Source organism: Providencia sp. R33 (assembly GCF_019343475.1).
Taxonomy (GTDB): domain Bacteria; phylum Pseudomonadota; class Gammaproteobacteria; order Enterobacterales; family Enterobacteriaceae; genus Providencia.
Map to the genome: position 1 here is coordinate 2,136,348 of NZ_CP072453.1, position 16,455 is coordinate 2,152,802.

Annotated in this window: 17 protein-coding genes; 8 read left to right on the top strand and 9 right to left on the bottom strand. The window is 41.6% G+C overall.

Annotated features, from left to right (window positions below):
* Positions 1-8 precede the first annotated feature (8 nt).
* A complete protein-coding gene (gene kdgR, locus J6836_RS10160; protein ID WP_219249002.1) occupies positions 9-788 on the bottom strand; it encodes a DNA-binding transcriptional regulator KdgR in 780 nt (259 codons plus the stop codon).
* Between the two features lie 225 nt (positions 789-1,013).
* Here kdgR and J6836_RS10165 point away from each other — a divergent pair, with 225 nt between their 5' ends.
* Together J6836_RS10165 and J6836_RS10170 are read left to right on the top strand one after the other, a co-directional pair.
* Complete coding sequence (locus tag J6836_RS10165; RefSeq protein WP_219249004.1) at positions 1,014-1,958, top strand: sugar kinase; 945 nt, start codon at positions 1,014-1,016, stop codon at positions 1,956-1,958.
* A 12-nt stretch (positions 1,959-1,970) separates the two neighbouring features.
* Positions 1,971-2,588, top strand: a complete 618-nt coding sequence (locus tag J6836_RS10170; protein WP_219249006.1) for a bifunctional 4-hydroxy-2-oxoglutarate aldolase/2-dehydro-3-deoxy-phosphogluconate aldolase — start codon at positions 1,971-1,973, stop codon at positions 2,586-2,588.
* A gap of 112 nt (positions 2,589-2,700) precedes the next feature.
* On the opposite strand, the gene J6836_RS10175 is transcribed toward J6836_RS10170, so the two are convergent.
* Together J6836_RS10175 and cbpA are read right to left on the bottom strand one after the other, a co-directional pair.
* On the bottom strand, positions 2,701-2,997 hold the full coding sequence (locus J6836_RS10175) for a chaperone modulator CbpM (RefSeq protein ID WP_219249008.1): 297 nt from the start codon (positions 2,995-2,997) through the stop codon (positions 2,701-2,703).
* Positions 2,997-3,938 (bottom strand): curved DNA-binding protein, encoded by a 942-nt coding sequence (cbpA, locus tag J6836_RS10180; RefSeq protein ID WP_219249010.1) that lies wholly within the window; start codon positions 3,936-3,938, stop codon positions 2,997-2,999. The genes J6836_RS10175 and cbpA overlap by 1 nt, the downstream gene beginning before the upstream one ends.
* A 260-nt stretch (positions 3,939-4,198) precedes the next feature.
* Here cbpA and J6836_RS10185 point away from each other — a divergent pair, with 260 nt between their 5' ends.
* Positions 4,199-4,645: a GNAT family N-acetyltransferase gene (locus J6836_RS10185; protein ID WP_219249012.1), complete on the top strand. Its 447-nt coding sequence runs from the start codon at positions 4,199-4,201 to the stop codon at positions 4,643-4,645.
* Between the two features lie 277 nt (positions 4,646-4,922).
* Here J6836_RS10185 and J6836_RS10190 read toward each other — a convergent pair whose 3' ends face one another.
* Complete coding sequence (locus tag J6836_RS10190; RefSeq protein WP_219249014.1) at positions 4,923-5,636, bottom strand: RNA polymerase sigma factor FliA; 714 nt, start codon at positions 5,634-5,636, stop codon at positions 4,923-4,925.
* 487 nt (positions 5,637-6,123) lie between these two features.
* Entirely contained in the window at positions 6,124-7,233 is a 1,110-nt protein-coding gene (locus tag J6836_RS10195) for a FliC/FljB family flagellin (RefSeq protein WP_219249015.1), read from the bottom strand.
* A gap of 491 nt (positions 7,234-7,724) precedes the next feature.
* Here J6836_RS10195 and fliD point away from each other — a divergent pair, with 491 nt between their 5' ends.
* The 3 genes from fliD to fliT are packed head-to-tail and all read left to right on the top strand — an operon-like array spanning position 7,725 to position 9,950.
* The gene (gene fliD / locus J6836_RS10200; RefSeq protein ID WP_219249016.1) at positions 7,725-9,167 is read left to right on the top strand and encodes a flagellar filament capping protein FliD; all 1,443 of its coding nucleotides are present in this window, start codon (positions 7,725-7,727) and stop codon (positions 9,165-9,167) included.
* A 5-nt stretch (positions 9,168-9,172) separates the two neighbouring features.
* A complete protein-coding gene (gene fliS, locus J6836_RS10205) occupies positions 9,173-9,571 on the top strand; it encodes a flagellar export chaperone FliS (protein ID WP_219249017.1) in 399 nt (132 codons plus the stop codon).
* Positions 9,561-9,950 carry a flagellar protein FliT gene (gene fliT, locus J6836_RS10210; RefSeq protein ID WP_219249018.1) on the top strand — a complete coding sequence of 130 codons (390 nt, stop codon included), beginning with the start codon at positions 9,561-9,563 and terminating at the stop codon, positions 9,948-9,950. Before fliS ends, fliT begins: the two co-directional genes overlap by 11 nt.
* Positions 9,951-9,995: 45 nt before the next feature.
* Here the strand turns inward: fliT and def are convergent, their stop codons facing one another.
* Positions 9,996-10,505: a peptide deformylase gene (def, locus tag J6836_RS10215; RefSeq protein ID WP_219249019.1), complete on the bottom strand. Its 510-nt coding sequence runs from the start codon at positions 10,503-10,505 to the stop codon at positions 9,996-9,998.
* A gap of 602 nt (positions 10,506-11,107) precedes the next feature.
* Between def and J6836_RS22745 the strand changes: the two genes are divergently transcribed.
* Both J6836_RS22745 and J6836_RS10225 read left to right on the top strand, forming a co-directional pair.
* Positions 11,108-11,863 (top strand): YadA C-terminal domain-containing protein, encoded by a 756-nt coding sequence (locus J6836_RS22745; RefSeq protein WP_255586381.1) that lies wholly within the window; start codon positions 11,108-11,110, stop codon positions 11,861-11,863.
* A gap of 575 nt (positions 11,864-12,438) precedes the next feature.
* Complete coding sequence (locus J6836_RS10225; protein WP_219249020.1) at positions 12,439-12,888, top strand: DUF1097 domain-containing protein; 450 nt, start codon at positions 12,439-12,441, stop codon at positions 12,886-12,888.
* A 529-nt stretch (positions 12,889-13,417) separates the two neighbouring features.
* On the opposite strand, the gene J6836_RS10230 is transcribed toward J6836_RS10225, so the two are convergent.
* The 3 genes from J6836_RS10230 to J6836_RS10240 all read right to left on the bottom strand — a co-directional run bounded on the left by J6836_RS10230 (position 13,418) and on the right by J6836_RS10240 (position 15,764).
* Entirely contained in the window at positions 13,418-13,681 is a 264-nt protein-coding gene (locus J6836_RS10230; protein WP_219249021.1) for a hypothetical protein, read from the bottom strand.
* Positions 13,682-13,734: 53 nt separating this feature from the next.
* Positions 13,735-14,094: an MmcQ/YjbR family DNA-binding protein gene (locus J6836_RS10235; RefSeq protein WP_255586382.1), complete on the bottom strand. Its 360-nt coding sequence runs from the start codon at positions 14,092-14,094 to the stop codon at positions 13,735-13,737.
* Positions 14,095-14,189: 95 nt separating this feature from the next.
* The gene (locus J6836_RS10240; protein ID WP_219249023.1) at positions 14,190-15,764 is read right to left on the bottom strand and encodes a phytoene desaturase family protein; all 1,575 of its coding nucleotides are present in this window, start codon (positions 15,762-15,764) and stop codon (positions 14,190-14,192) included.
* Between the last annotated feature and the right edge of the window lie 691 nt (positions 15,765-16,455).

Here is a 16,455-nt window from a genome sequence, read left to right on the forward strand (position 1 = left end):
CATCAATATCATGGATAATGGTGATATCCCATTTTTTCTGAAATACGGCGGCCTGATGTTTTGAGCAATTTTACATAATGATCAAGTTGCTGTTCATCAAAACGAATGGTTGGAAACGAAATAGATAACCCTGCAATTACATGACCCAAGCGGTCATACACAGGAACCGCAATACAACGCAGACCTAACTCTTGCTCTTCTCTATCTTGTGCATAATGGTGCTCACGCACCGTGGCTAACTCCACCAGCAAATCATCAAAGCTTAAAATGGTTGTGTCGGTTTTTTTGGTAAAAGACTCATCTTTCAAGGCCAAACGGATAGTCTCTTCATCTTGCCAAGCCAGTAAAATTTTACCAATTGCAGTGCAATATAGTGGGTTACGGCGCCCTACCCGCGAATACATACGTAAATTATAACTGGAATCAATCTTATGAATATAAATAATGGCATCTTCATCTAATGCTCCTAAATGCACCGCTTCATGGGTCATTTGCCCAATATGGCGCATTTCTTTATCCGCGATTTCAATTAAATCCACGTATTCAAGGGATTTTGCGCCTAATTCAAAAAGCTTTAATGTCAGTGAGTACTTATCTGCTTCACCCTCTTGTTCCACGTAGCCCAACTGTTTCATGGTTTGCAAAAAACGAAAGGTGGTGGCCTTTGACATTAATAGGCGCTGAGATAGCTCGGAAACACCAATTTCTTTTTGCTCCCCTAACGCACTGAGAATACTAAATACTTTCACCACCGCGGATACGGCATCAGTTTGAGTCGTCTTATCCATGTTGTTTTCTTCATCCTATTAGATTGGCAGCGATAATATCATAAAGCCAATTAAAACCACGCGATACGCCATAGCATAATTGTCCTACCTCACAAAAACAAGAACAGCGATTCATTATTTTTAAAACAGCGTTTCATTTTTATTGAAGTTCTGCACCAAATACGTTTTAATAGCCTCATCAAGTCAGTAATCGATAACACAGTCGTAATCGTGCAGGTGATAAATATGAGTACACATCCGCAAGTTGCCGTCATTGGCGAGTGCATGGTTGAATTGCAAAAATCGGGGGAGCTGTATAAGCAAGCCTTCGGTGGGGACACGCTAAACACTGCGCTGTATCTGTCTCGCTTAACCCAAAAACACGGTGTCACAACGCGTTATATCACCGGTTTAGGGAAAGACCCATTCAGCCAACAAATGCTTGATAGCTGGCAACAAGAAGGCATCAATACCGAAGCCGTATCGATTTCCCAAAAACATTTGCCGGGTATGTACTTAATTGAAACCTCCGCCGATGGCGAACGCCGTTTCTTTTATTGGCGTGATAACGCTGCCGCCAAATTTTGGTTGGATGACAGCAGCAAAGCACACACACAGCAACTGCTTAATTCACAGCAGTTCATTTACTTAAGTGGCATTAGCTTAGCGATTTTGCCTGACACAGCTCGCCACCTTTTAATGGAAATACTGCAACAAGCCAAACAGCACGGTGCGAAAATTGTGTTTGATAATAACTATCGCCCTGCACTTTGGCCGTCTAAAGAAGCCGCACAACAGGCTTACCAGCAAATTTTAAAATTAACCGATATTGCATTTCTGACTTTTGATGACGAGCAACTCCTCTATGGGGATTGCCACGAAATCGAAGCCATTGCACGCACGCAACTGTATGGCGTAAATGAGATAGTGATCAAACGTGGCGCAGAGGCCTGCTACGTGATCATCGATAATGAACGCTATGAGGTGCCAGCAAATAAAGTCAGTCACGTCATTGATACTACCGCCGCAGGGGATTCATTCAGTGCAGGTTATCTTGCCTGCCGTATTTTGGGCGGCACACCGTGCGACTCCGCAAAAACTGGCCACTTACTGGCAGGAACCGTTATCCAACACCGGGGAGCGATTATTCCAGCCGAGGCCATGCCAACCACCGATTTAGGAAAATGTTAAGGGGCTTTAGCCATGAATCAACTGATTGAAAGAATTAAAAAACTGCACGTTGTTCCCGTGATCACCATTAATCATGCAGAACATGGTGCACCACTTGCTAAAGCCTTGGTGGAAAATGGCCTACCGTGTGCAGAAGTCACTTTCCGTACCCCTGCCGCCGTGCAAGCCATTAAAAACATGCGTGCCGCCTACCCTGAATTACTGATTGCGGCGGGCACCGTATTAACCACTGAACAAGTTGACCAAGCCATTGATGCAGGTGTCGATTTTATTGTTAGCCCGGGTTTTAACCCAAAAATTGTCGCTTATTGCCAACAAAAAAAGGTGATTATTATTCCTGGAGTGAATAGCCCAAGCCTCGTCGAACAGGCCCTTGAATTTAATCTAACCACATTAAAATTTTTCCCAGCCGAAGCCTCTGGCGGCGTTGCGATGCTAAAAGCCCTTGGCGCCGTTTATCCAGTGAAATTTATGCCAACCGGCGGTATTGGTGTGAAAAACATTAAAGAATACACCGCGTTACCATCCGTGTTGGTCTGCGGTGGCTCGTGGATGGTACCAAATGACTTAATTGACAAAGAAGACTGGCAAGCGCTCGGTAAGTTAATTGCTGAAGCGGCAACTCTTTAAAAAACAATAAAAAATCTCGTTGTCATCATTACGCCCTTATCCCCATGATAAGGGCTTTTTTATGCTTAATATTCACTAACCCCAAACGCTGTAACTTGGTTAATGGTTGGTATTACTCATCAATAAAGCGTTTGAGTTGTAACCGCAGCATCTCATTTTCACGCCGTAGCCTGTCATTTTGATCCATCAAACTCATCGCCATTGCGATACCAGGCCAATCAATCTCTAACTCATGATAAAGACGTACCGCCCTTCTCACAATAACCACGGCTTGGTCATCAAATAACCATTCGTGAGTTGTTTCAATCGGTTGGATTATTCCCAGCCCGACAATTTCCTGTAATTCATCTTCGACAATACCTGTATGAATACAGAAATCAATAACGGTGAGTGTTGTTAACTGTTCCATTATTTTCCTCCCCAATTCTTACGTGGGTCAAAACTCTGTTGTGCCTCCGCCAACTTCTGCCACAGTGCGTTGGATTGCGCATCACTGCTATCTGGCATCACCACTTTTATAATCACGTATAAATCACCGGCATGCCCCTTGTGCGCCAGTCCTTTTCCTTTAATCCGTAATTTTTGACCCACTTGGCTATTTGCAGGAACTGTAATAACGATAGGGTCTTTTAGCGTTGGAATGGTGATTTTGGTGCCCAGTGCCGCTTCCCAAGGTGCTAAGGGCACCACGATTTTCAAATCATGCCCTTTAATATCGAATAATGGGTGTGGTGCAATGCGGATGGTAATCCATAAATCACCGTTTTCACCGCCATTTTCCCCTGCGGTACCTTGCCCTTTTAAGCGAATGCGTTGCCCATCGATAACCCCCGCAGGGATTGTCACATTTAATGTTTTGGGGATTTCATTGTCGATAAAACCGTAGGCATTATAAACTGGTAAATTGTAGCTTATGGTGCGTTTATGTGATTCTTGGCTCTCTTCAAGGAAAATAGCTAATTCAACTTCGAGGTCTTGGCCACGGTGGCTGCGAGGCTGCCTTGTGCTACCACTACGTGCACGTTGAGAAAACATCGATGAGAAAATATCATCGAAATTCCCTGAATCAAAACCTTGTTGGGAGTATGAATGGCTTTGCTGCCCTTGAGCCCCTTGGTTAAAATAAGGGTCGTTTCGATGTTCCCACATCTCATCGTATTCTGCGCGCTTTTCTTTATCACTCAGTACCGCCCACGCTTCGGCAACTTCTTTAAAACGCGCTTCCGCATCGGGCTCCTTGCTAACATCGGGGTGGTATTTGCGCGCTAAACGGCGATACGCGGTCTTAATGGTCTTCAAATCATCGGTGCGTTGCACACCCATGATGCTGTAATAATCCTTTAGTTCCATAGTCATATCTCGTTCACTTGTCTGTTGAATAGAATTCTTATGGTGCTTTGCCTGACTCTTTACATGGGCTAAGCATAATGACTTACCTTGAATTTAACTTAAGACATTTACATGGTAATTGGAATAGTAGAACCATGATAAATATTAAATATATTTGCGAATAATGACGATGCAAATTGATAAAATTCCACAAAAACAGGAAATTTTCACCATTTCAGGCTAAACCTATAAGAGAGCTAATTAATCGCAAGGGAAACCCTATGGATGCTATTGCCAGCCGCCTGAACTATAAAGTGAATTTCGCCATTTCAGTTGAGGATTTTATTCGGTTAATTTTTCAGTCACCGTTTAAAGACACGGTTTCAACTGATAACCTAGCTCAATTAGATGCAATGCTGAATAACGCGGATTTATTGATTAGTGCATGGGATGACGAGCAGGTGGTGGGGTTTGTCCGCGCCGTCACAGATTTTAGTTCTTGCTGTTATATTTGCGAACTTGCCATTGACGCACATTATCAAAAACACGGCATCGACCGCCAATTAATGCGTATTGCCGCCGAAGAACTTCCCCCCGACTGCCAAATTCTATTTTTCTCCACCGACAGCAACCTCACCGAATACCTGAAATTGGGCTTCACCCAATCCCCCCGCGCATGGCACACCACCGCGGAGACTTATTTAGCCAAGTCCACCGATGAGGATTGATATTGAGGGGGTGAATGAAAAAAGAAATTTTAAAGAAAATTTACCAACAGGGTCTTTAAGGTACTCACACAACAAATTCAAGAAAATAGCTTTTAACCCAACAACGATGCCCTAAATAATATATTCAAAAAAATGCCTTGTAACTCCGCTACGATGCTCTAAATAATTCGTGCTACAGCTAGGCGGCGAGTGAGTTTAGCCCTAGGAGCATACACAAGTATGTGACTAGGGTGAACTCATGAAGCCAACAACGCTGTGGTGCGAAGTATGACGAGCATCATCGCAACTTACCGCGCAAGCGCTTAATAGCCTGACTATGAAGCTGACTCACCCTCGACTCCCCCACCTCCAGCACCGCGCCAATCTCCTTCAGGTTCAGTTCCTCTTGGTAATACAGCGTCAGCACCATTTTCTCGCGCTCTGGCAGTTGGTCTATCGCCGCCATAATTTGCGCCTTCAGGCTCGACTCCATCAGCAAGCTCAGTGGGTTACCGCCGTCGCGTTCATCCATTTGCGGCTCACAGCTTTCCCCATGAACTTCATGCCACTCATCGTAGGAAAATAGCTGGCTGTTATTGGTATCCAGCAGCGCTTGGCGATATTCAGACAGTTCGATATCCAGTGCCTTAGCAATTTCTGGCTCTGTCGCGCTGCGCCCAAGTGATTGTTCCAACACGCCTATGGCCTTGGTCATTTCCCTTGCTTGGCGGCGCACGCTGCGCGGCACCCAGTCACGGCTACGCAGTTCATCAAGCATTGAGCCACGAATACGCTGCACCGCATAGGTGGCGAACGATGCCCCTTGGGTAACATCGAAACGTTCCAATGCATGCAGTAAACCAATGCCCCCCGCTTGAATTAGGTCGTCGATATCAACACTGGCGGGTAGTCTAACTTGCAGTTTCAGGGCTTCATGGCGTATTAGAGGGTAATAACGCTCCCATAGGCTATTTTTATTAATCACACCTTCGGCAGTATACAAATCGCTCACAACCTGAATCACCCTTCAAGCTTTATAAAAGGTATTCATTATCTGTGTTGGTTTTGATTTCAATCCGTAGAGTAAGGCAATAAATGTGGCTTTATTTCCCTTATCCTAAATAGGTCAAATTTGAATAATCACAAGGTTAATGGTTGTTTTAACTTAATTTTTAGGGGATTTTATGGGTAATACAAGTGGGAGTGGTTGTTTTATTGAGAAGCCATTTTTGATTTAAAGGAGATTATCTTTAGGGTTTGGTTTGGTTTGGTTTGGTTTGGTTTGGTTTGGTTTGGTTTGGTTTGGTTTGGTTTGGTTTTCGACCTAAAAAATGCTAAAGCGAGCCCTAAATAATTCGTGTTGCGGCTAGGCGGCGAAGGAGATTATCCCGATGAGCGTACATAGGTACGTGATTCGGGTGAGCGACTGAAGTCAACAACGCTGCGGCGCGAAGTATGACGGGCATAAAAAAGGCCAGCATCGCTGGCCTTAATAAGCATTAACGAAGTAAGCTTAAAACACCTTGTGGAACCTGGTTAGCTTGCGCCAACACAGCAGTACCTGCTTGTTGCAGAATCTGGCCACGGCTCATGTTAGAAACTTCTGTTGCGAAGTCAGCATCTTCGATACGGCTACGTGCAGCACTCAGGTTGTTAACAGAGTTGTTCAGGTTGTTGATGGTTGATTGAAGACGGTTTTGAATCGCACCTAAAGAAGAGCGCAGGCCATCAACTGTTGATAATGCTTTATCTAAAGCTTCAAGTGGTTTCGCATTCGCTTTATCACCTGCAACAGGGTCAACTTTTGTAGTCCCTACATCAATTTCTGCTTTTTTGCCAGTAGCACCAGGGGTAACTGTAGCCTCATTATAGGCAACGACACCTTTGTCATCTGTTGTTTTTACAACTAACTTAGTTGGATCAACCTTTCCATCTGCGTCAATAGACTCTAAAACTTCATAGGATTTAATAGTACCAGCTGCTACTTTCGCATCTATAGCCGCAGTATCTAATTCTTGAGTTTCATCAGTGCCTCCTACTTTAACACTAACACTAGTAACAGCCTTACCATAGCCAGTAAAGTTCAGGTCAAATTTTTCTAAACCTAAAGTTTCACGGTCAATTTTCTTTAATTCGATGTCAATTTTTTCACCGTCATTAGCTCCTACTTGTACTGCCATTTTAGTATCTTGGCTAAGAACTTTAACCCCATTAAATTGTGTTTGTTCTGAAATACGATTAATTTCAGCTAAACGTTGATCCACTTCTTCTTGAATTGACTTTGTATCTGATTCAGAGTTAGAACCATTTTTCGCTTGAACCGTTAACTCACGAATACGTTGTAAGTTATCGTTGATTTCGTTAACCGCACCTTCCGCCGTTTGTGCGATAGAGATACCGTCGTTGGCGTTACGCGCAGCTTGAGATAAACCTTTTACGTTAGCCGTAAAACGGTTAGCGATCGCTTGGCCTGCTGCATCGTCTTTTGCGCTGTTGATACGTGAACCGGAAGATAAACGCTCAATCGCCGTACCTAATACGCCTTGTGAACGGTTTAAGTTGTTCTGAGTAGTCAGAGACAGAATATTCGTGTTAATAACTTGTGCCATGGTAATGTCCTTGTTATTCAAATTAATAAGTTAAGCCTATATGCTTAACTGAGTGATTTTCGTCAGCAATATGTTTATCGGCTGTAACCAAAACCCCTTTAGGCTTTTTGAATAAAAATTTCATCAATAGCGGCAAAACCTGCACGGAAAGCCACTTTTTACTTTATTATTTTGTCTGGAATTAGTTTATTTTTATCAATTTCCTAGTTATTTAACCCTAATACGAATAAATACCTAGATTTACCCCGTTACTTCCCGCCATCGCTGTTTCTCAGAATAGTCTAAAATTTTGCTCCGTTTTGCCGATAAGACTCTAAACAGACTCTATTTCAGAGTTAATGACACAGGCATAGACTCTAAATCATTCGGGTTGCAGGTAGGCGACAAGTGAAGATAGGCCGATGAGCATACACAAGTATGTGATTCGGCTAGCTGAGCGAAGTCAACACCCCTGCAACTTGAAGGATGACGAGAATAGCGTAGGAGAAAACATGGCAGGAATATCCACACTCGGTATCGGGTCAAACTTAGATTTAAACGTACAAATGGATCAATTAGAAGCGATGGAGCGCCGTCGTTTAGAGCCATTAACCACCCAAAAAGCCAGTTATGATGCGCAAATTAGCGCCTTTGGTAAAATGCAGTCGTCCTTAGAAAAACTGAAAAAAGCCGCAGAAGACCTAAAAAAATACGGCGATATCAGCACCACCAAAGTGAATGGCGAATATAAAGCCTTTGATGTAAAAACCGATGGTAAAGCTGTCGCAGGTGTACATGATGTCACCGTTGAACGTTTAGCGAAAGCGCAAACCATCGCCACCAAAGGCACACCCAATAATAGTAATAAAGAGTTGCTGGGTAATGGCGATAAAGAACGCACAATCACTATTACCCAACCCTCGCAAAAAGAAGCTAAAGATAAAATCGTTATCAAACTGGATAACGAACACACTTCACTGATTGAAATTGCCGATGCTATTAATAAAACCGATAAAGGCGTTTCCGCATCGGTGATTAAAGATAAAGACAATATTTATCACCTTGTTGTGACGGCCAAAAAAGAAGGTTCTGAAAACCGCATTAGCATAAATGTGGACGGGGATGACAAACTGGCTGACATCCTGAATGTTGAGTCGGTGATGGATGATAAAGGGGTTGTCACCATAAAAAATGCTGAAACTAGCGGCATGGTACAAAAAGTTGCCCCACAAACGGCATTGCTAGAGATTGATGGCTTTAAATTAGAATCACAAACCAATGAAGCCAAAGACTTATTTCCCGGTTTAACCCTCACCCTGAAAAAAGAAAGCGAAGAAGGTAAAGCCGACCATTTAATCGTTTCTGAAGATATTGAACCTGCAAAAGAAAAAATTAAAGCGTGGGTGGATGCCTATAATGAATTCCAAACTTTAGCCAAAGAACTCACCAAATATACCCCAACAGAAAAAGGCACGGCGCCCGATAAAACCAATGGCCCGCTGATTGGTGATTCTACTTTACGCATGATCCAAAGCACCTTGCGCACACAGGTTCGCATGCCACAAGCAAGTGGAGACGTCGACACGCTGAGCAAAATGGGTATTAAGCAAAAACTCGATGGTACCTTAGAAATCGATAATAAAGTGCTGGATAAAGTCCTGAAAGAAAACCCTTCTAGCGTCAAAGTGTTTTTTGCCGGTGACGGTAAAGAAACCGGTTTTGGCACGCAAAACTTTAACTACTTAAAAGACACCTTGGACAGCAAAGAAGGCACACTGCACAACGCCACCGATGGTATCCAAAAGAAAAAGAAAAGCTTAGATAAACGGATTGAGCAAACTAATAAGCAAATCGAAAACACCATGGACATGTACCGCCGTCAGTTCCAAAACTTGGACAAAATGATGACGTCGCTCAACAGCACCAGTAATTCATTAGGCCGACTTTTAGGTTAAAAAATATGTATCAACGTCACGCAAAACACGCCTACCAGCAGGTCGATTTGGAGAGTGAAATCACCAACGCGACCCCGTACCAGCTGATCCAAATCCTGTTTAAAGGGGCGCTAAGTGCCCTAAAACGCGGGGAGATTTTTATGCAGCAAGGTAAGGTGGCTGAAAAAGGTAAAGAAATCTCAAAAGCTATCGACATCATTGACACTGGGTTAAAGCAGTCGTTAAATTATGACGCTGGCGGCGAACTTGCAGAAAATTTAGCAAGTTTGTATGAGTATATGACAATGCAGCTACTCCGTGCCAACCTCGAAAACAACGTGGCTTATGTCCAAGAAGTTTACCAGTTACTCTCCGATATCGCCTCTGCATGGCAACAAATCGGTGCAAATGTGGATGAAAGATAATCAGGTGGACAATAAAAATCCTATCGATTTACAAGAAATATACCGTAATGTCTTAGTATTAAGTGAAAATTTAGTTGCCTTAGCGCAATCTGGGGAATGGGAGACTCTGGTCTCCCGCGAGACGGAGTATGTCCTTGCGGTGGAAAACCTCACCGCGTTAACACAAGCGTTCGAAGAACAGCAGCCAATCACTGAGGAATTTATTCAGTTATTGCATAAAATTATTGAAAATGAACGTGTGACTAAAGAATATTTACAACAGCATTTAAATTTTTTAAGCAAAGAAATTAAGCAATTAGACCAAAAACGGGTGCTCAATAACAGCTACGGGCAATTTGATGAGCCCGATGCCCCGTTAGTCATTCGCCCTAGGGAATAAAATTTGTGTGTCAGGCCAACAGACCTGACACGCCTCTTCCAACGACTATTGCTGCTGTTTTAAACGTTGCTGTTTTTTCAGCTTTTTAAGCAGCATATTGCGTTTTAACGTGGATAAGTGGTCGAGGAACACTTTGCCATGCAAGTGGTCAATTTCATGTTGCATCACGATGGCTAAAAACTCATCGCTGTCCACCTCAAACGCCTTGCCGTGTCTATCAAACGCTTTCACTTTCACACGTAAGAAACGGTCGACATCCGCGTAGATTTCAGGCACTGACAAGCACCCTTCTTGGTAGCTTGTTTCCCCTTCGCTTTCGACGATTTCAGGGTTCACAAACACCATCGGTTGATCACGGTTTTCCGAAATATCAATCACCATAATGGATTTGGTTTCCGCGATTTGCGTAGCAGCAAGGCCAATGCCGTTATCAGTGCTGTACATGGTATCGATTAAATCATCGATTAACGTTTGTACCGCGGCGAAATCCGTCACTGGGCTGCATTTAATGCGCAGTCTTTCATCGGGAATTTCAATAATCTCTCTTACTGCCATAATTTAAATCCTATTAATTCAGTCTTTATTCTTAATAATTGAATCTATTGCTCAGCCAAATTATCTAAACGAACAAAGTTGCATAAGCAAGCACCTCAACACCGCGCGTTAAACACGTTAAGGGGAGATAGGCTTGCGCGCCTTTCGTTCTAATGAATAGCCTAATAAATAAGTATGGAAAACATTATCAACGTTTTCATTTGCCAAAAATAGGCAAAAAATGACATTGTGATTTAACCTTACTCGCAACTTGGCGGTTTTTTCGCCATAATGCCTGACCAAGCAATTTAAAATTTCGTGTAAAAACAAGGTACAATGCGGCTTGGCAGAAAAATACCATGTTATTTAACAAACTTCACCTAAAATGTGCAAAAAGTGTCATTTAGCGAATTAATCATTTCACAATTATCTATTTGTAGCCACTTACTATTACTGGCTTAAATAACACTGGCGTGAAACTACCCCACCACGAATATCCCGAATAAACCGCCTTGTATAAGCGATTTTTCATTTTAGCCAAAAGCTCCTAGCATAAAGATGTCATTCAAATGATGACAAATAAAAAATGGAATAAATAATTTATTATTGATAAGGAATTCAATATGAGAATAAATAACCGCGCCATTTCGCTTGCTTCAATGCTGCTTGCCACTGTGTCTTGTTATACGCTAGCTAACCCCCTTCCTCCATCCCCTACGGAACTTGAGAAAATCCAGTATGATTTAGGCCGTCTGTCGAGTAATGAGCGAAACTTCCATGACCGAATGAATTATCTGGAATCCCATACCGCCGATATAAATCGCAACAATATCAAAAAAATAAGCCACATCACCAAAAACCTGACTACCACCCAAGCCAATAATAAGAAAGACATTGAAAACCAGCTAAAAAATAGCAATAAAATGGCTGAATTAAAATTGGAAGATGCAGCAAACCGAAGCCAGAGCTACACCAATCTCAGTGTTGATAACCTTCGCCTTCAAAGCTTCGACAAAATGGATAAATTAAGTGATCAGGTTTATGGGGAAATTATTAATATCAACGACCAGCTGGATGAAAAAATTGTTCAGCTTGATAACCGCTATGAACAGCAAGTTACGCAGCTAAAACATAAAATCAATAAAACCGCCAAACAAGCCAATTCAGGCATTGCCTCTGTCGCTGCCATGAGCAATATCCCCTATTCCCTGAATAGCCGATTCAGTGCAGGGCTTGGTATCGGCCATTATAAAAATGGCAAAGCACTTGCCGCAGGGGCACAATACCAAGTGAGAAAAAATATAAACTTGCGTAGCTCTATCGCGTGGAATAATGCGAATAGCCCAGTCATCGGTGCGGGTATCGCTGTTGGCTGGTAACGCTGTGTAAGTGCAATACGTGCTTTCTTCTGCCAAGTTTCAAAGCACGTTAGGCTGCTAAGTAAAATAGAGGGTGCCGCTTGCCTTGTGCAATACGCGCTGTGCAATATGATTGCGCGAGTTTAATTGCCCTCTCTATTTATTCTCCTGGTAAATAAATTCGGGAGAACGAAAATATAGACAAATAAGCCTTTCATCACAGGGGGCACAATACGCCCAGATGGATGCTTTTGTACTTTTCCTTTGAAAAATACAGGTAAACGTTTGCAGTTGATCTAGGTAGCGAATTAGGGCAAATAACCGCAGATACAAATTGCAACGAGGAGATCAGCTGGATACAATGCTCGCCTTTGTTTGCTCTCACCTTTATTAGCAATCCAAAATAATCGTGGTTTATTAATGTGTTAACGCAATTCCCATCAAGAAATGCGCCATGACTATTTTAATTGCCCAAAAGCTGAAACGAGCCAACAAATTATGTATTTTTAATTAAGCATAATAATGCAGCACTGAGCAACCGTAAGCCACTGCTGAAGGTTCTCTGAATTGATTAACTCTAATTTGAAGTCGCTATTGTGAAATTACTTTTTTGCCTTTCATTAACTACCGCAATTCTCTCAGGCCTATGGGCGTGGGTCGCTGATTTACTTGGTTTAATTGGCTGGGCTGGCTTTCTGGGCTGTACCGCTTACTTTGCCTACCCCAAAGATGGGCTAAAAGGCCTTGGTATTACCGCATTGACTGTCAGTAGCGGTGTTGTATGGGGTTTAGTTATCTTACACAGTGGCAGTTATTTGCAAAATTTACCGAGTTTTATCGGTTATTTTGTCACAGGTTTTGTGGCCTTTTTTATGTGCATTCAAGCGAAAAAGCAGTGGTTGTCATATATCCCTGGCACCTTTGTCGGTACCTGCACCATTTTTGCTGCACAAGGTGCTTGGCTGGTCACCATTCAATCATTACTGGTGGGTGTACTGTTTGGTTTTGCGATGAAGAAAAGTGGAATGTGGCTGGCGCAAAAGTGATAAAAAAAGCCGCCTCGCAGCGGCATAAAAGAATAAATAAAACCAAGGGAATTTCAAACAGAACTGATAGTACCTTAAATCCGTATAACGACAATACATAACATAATGATTTAACTGATAATTAATTAGAATAACCACTAAGTAAGCTTACATAGCCAAACAAAGAAAATGAAACAAATATTGTTAATGAAATGATAAAAAATGGATATGAGATTCATTTTTTGATTAGATAAGCTTATATGCCCGTATGGGATTTAATTACATATGAAAACATTATTAGCATGGTTAATTAAATTCAGATTTATCTGTATGTTTTGCTGGGGTAAAAAAGCAATCAGATTAGAATACCTTAACTAAAACACCAGTAAATTTCAATATAGAATGGCATTAAAACAGATGAATATCTGCTATTTCTCATTTACGAGTAGGTAGGAAAAACACTAAAAATAAAATAGTTAGCAAAAAAATACGTTATTTTTAGAGCGAGCACGATTTTTGCATCTTCAACCAAAAGTTTTGTTGGCAAATATTAAAAATATGCTTTTCTTTTTGGTCGAATATTCAGACCATTCTCTTGCACTAATTGCCAAATAATCCAACGTTCTGGGCATTGATTATCACAGTCAACCTGCTCTATTTCAATTTCCTCAGTACATAAAATCACGACCCCATCAGCAAATTGCCATTGACGGGTTTTCACTATCACTTCTAATGATGGATCTTGCCATTGATGGTCACTCAATAAAGTGCAATTCTGGGCAGCTAAGGCTTGAGAGATATAATGATAAAGCATGGTCGTTTTCTGCCAATAAAGGGAAGTTTGAGGATCAGACGGTTTATTGCGAACTAAACGGTTAGGCGGTAGCTTTCATCCACCAAGGAAATTAGCTCCGCAGCACTTACCTCACCACCCAGCTTAACCGTCACCCAATGTTCTTTATTCATATGGTAAGCGGGGTAAATATCTTTTTGTAACCGTAATGAGCCAACTAATTCAGGCGGTACTTTGACATTAACGATATCAATTTTTTCCTCTCCCCCGTTTTCAACCACTTTTTTCGCGGCAATATCCATGACCACCGCAAACCATTTTGCATTATTACCATGTTTAAAGGTCGCAAACGTCGGCGCTCTTGCCCATGGGTACTCTGGGTCAACACCATAATTATTTTGGATATACTCAATCAACTCATTTCGGTTCATCATGGGCTCCACCCGCGCGTCTTAGTGTACATGATTATAAAGGGAATTTTATCGTGAACCTAATCAAGCTCACGATAATTTTAGTGAAGTTCAATGCGTTATTTTAAAATATGATCCGCCACCAAATAACCCGATATAGCATTAAGCCCCGCCCCCGGCCATGTCGCTGCACCGATCATCCACAGGTTTTTAATCGGTGTTTTATACCGTGAGTGTCCTGGGAAAGGCCTAAAAATATAGTTTTGGCTGATTTGATGGCTGCCCGATACACTGTCGCCATTCACTAAGTTTCGGTTATGCCGCATCAAATCTGCAGGGGATAACACTGCATAATCAAGGATATTTTGTTTAATATTTGGCGCGTAATTCGCAATTTTATCAATTACACGTTCGGCATAATGCTGCTTCATTGAACCCCAGTCCCCAATAGCAATTTCATTGCGGGAGTCTGCCGTTGGCGCAAATGGTAATGCCCTGACTTGTACCCACAGCGTTTCTTTCCCTTCTGGTGCGCGTGTTCGGTCACTTCGGCTTTGCTGCCCGACCACCAACATTGGGCTATCAGGCAAAATTCCCCGTTGAGCTTGGTCAAAGGTTGCTGAAATATCGTCCGTATACGGGCCAATATGCACATAACCAAAGTTAGAGAAATCTTCCCCTGCATTCCATTCAAGGGGTTTATCCAATGCAAAGTGCAGCATCATCGTGCCCGCACCATAACGGTAGCGCTTTGCCTTTTGAATATAGCTACTCGGCAAGTACTGCTCATTAATCAGTGAGTTAACAATTTGTGTTGGCGTAATATTGCCAATCACCGCTTTTTTCGCGCTGAAGGTTTTCCCTGACGCGGTTTTTACACCAATGGCTTTGCCATTTTCAATGATGATTTCAGTGACGTCTTGTTGGGTCAGCACCTTTCCGCCATGATTTTCAATAATTTTGGCAATACTGTGCATTAAATTCCCCACACCACCGCGGCTAATTGAAAGCCCATTGAGGTGGTCACTTAAGCTTTCTAAAAATGAAAATGTCGCCCCACCCGTCACATCAGGGCCATAATCAAGGTGAAAAGCCCAAGGAATAAACAGTGCTCGGGTTTTTGGATGCGTAAAATAGTCTTCTGAAAATTGGCGAGTGGATTTAAGTATTAATTGCGCTAAATTAAGCGACTCCCCCATGCCTAAGTTTCTAACCATAGAAAACAGCTGCTTAGCGGCTTTAAATGAGGGTAATTCCATTTGCATTAAAGGTGCAAAATGCCCAACGTTTTTTTGAAAGTAACGGAGTAATTCCCAGAAGCTGTCAGCATCTTGCGGGGAGTATTTGCGGAACATCGCATCGGTTTTCTCGCGGTCTTGGTAAACACCTATCCCATCGCCATCGGGAAATACGTTTGAATACGGGCGATCGCTGGTGACTATGTCAAAACCATTTTGATGTAGCTGGCTTTGATATTCTTGGTAAAACGGTGAACCTAAAAATAACCCAATATTGGTTGCATACAAGTCATGGTGAAAACCAGGCTGGGTAATTTCAGCAGTACGCGCCGCGCCACCTATCGTATCTTCACTTTCTAATACAACAACTTTAAGCCCTTTGTGAGCAAGTTTTGCACCTGCAACAAGGCCATTGTGACCACTGCCGATAATGACGACGTCATATTGTTCATCCATTATATTCCCCTTAATTTTTATTGTTAGCTTGAGGCCAGACCCAAGTGTTAGTTTACATGTAAACCATTTAAGTTTAGATAATGAATTTGATAACTTAGATTATTTTCTACTCTTTATTTTTGCAATTTATCTTATGCCATCTAACTCTTAAGATATGTCTTTATACTTCAAATAGATACAACAAAACAGTCATTTAGCATATCAAGTTAAAAGTGTCCTAATTTTCTTTTAAAAAACTCATTACTGTTTCTCTTACTATTGTTAAGCATTTCTAACGCATACTCACATTCGATGCAGATAACATAAAATTTAAAAAATACATTTTAAGCGCAATAATATTACTTCATCAATATACTCTTACTGCGTTCAAATAATAAAATGATAAGAGTAAATAAATCACAAAAAACAACTAGCATGTGTTTATTTTTTGATAATACCTTTTTAATCATCATACAAAATAAAAACTCAGTACATCGAAAATAATTAAAAACGCCATTAAAATAATAAAAACCATATTAGTCACTCAACCGTTTTTCAATTATCTACTTTTTATAATTCGTAAAACCTAAACTTTATATAGATAAAAACTTAATGTAAGATAAGAAAACACTAATAAAAATATATAATTAAACACCATTGGTGATGTATAGGAATTTGATTATTTCACCATTAAGCCAACAGTCCTAACACC

Bases quoted from the DNA above. Each gene is read 5' to 3' on its own strand.
- cbpA (WP_219249010.1), bottom strand. From the start codon at position 3,938: ATGGAACTAAAGGATTATTACAGCATCATGGGTGTGCAACGCACCGAT.
- def (WP_219249019.1), bottom strand. From the start codon at position 10,505: ATGGCAGTAAGAGAGATTATTGAAATTCCCGATGAAAGACTGCGCATT.
- J6836_RS10240 (WP_219249023.1), bottom strand. From the start codon at position 15,764: ATGGATGAACAATATGACGTCGTCATTATCGGCAGTGGTCACAATGGC.
- J6836_RS10230 (WP_219249021.1), bottom strand. From the start codon at position 13,681: ATGCTTTATCATTATATCTCTCAAGCCTTAGCTGCCCAGAATTGCACT.
- J6836_RS22745 (WP_255586381.1), top strand. From the start codon at position 11,108: ATGAGAATAAATAACCGCGCCATTTCGCTTGCTTCAATGCTGCTTGCC.
- J6836_RS10175 (WP_219249008.1), bottom strand. From the start codon at position 2,997: ATGGAACAGTTAACAACACTCACCGTTATTGATTTCTGTATTCATACA.
- J6836_RS10165 (WP_219249004.1), top strand. From the start codon at position 1,014: ATGAGTACACATCCGCAAGTTGCCGTCATTGGCGAGTGCATGGTTGAA.
- fliT (WP_219249018.1), top strand. From the start codon at position 9,561: ATGAAAGATAATCAGGTGGACAATAAAAATCCTATCGATTTACAAGAA.
- J6836_RS10185 (WP_219249012.1), top strand. From the start codon at position 4,199: ATGGATGCTATTGCCAGCCGCCTGAACTATAAAGTGAATTTCGCCATT.
- J6836_RS10170 (WP_219249006.1), top strand. From the start codon at position 1,971: ATGAATCAACTGATTGAAAGAATTAAAAAACTGCACGTTGTTCCCGTG.
- J6836_RS10235 (WP_255586382.1), bottom strand. From the start codon at position 14,094: ATGATGAACCGAAATGAGTTGATTGAGTATATCCAAAATAATTATGGT.
- fliS (WP_219249017.1), top strand. From the start codon at position 9,173: ATGTATCAACGTCACGCAAAACACGCCTACCAGCAGGTCGATTTGGAG.
- kdgR (WP_219249002.1), bottom strand. From the start codon at position 788: ATGGATAAGACGACTCAAACTGATGCCGTATCCGCGGTGGTGAAAGTA.
- J6836_RS10195 (WP_219249015.1), bottom strand. From the start codon at position 7,233: ATGGCACAAGTTATTAACACGAATATTCTGTCTCTGACTACTCAGAAC.
- fliD (WP_219249016.1), top strand. From the start codon at position 7,725: ATGGCAGGAATATCCACACTCGGTATCGGGTCAAACTTAGATTTAAAC.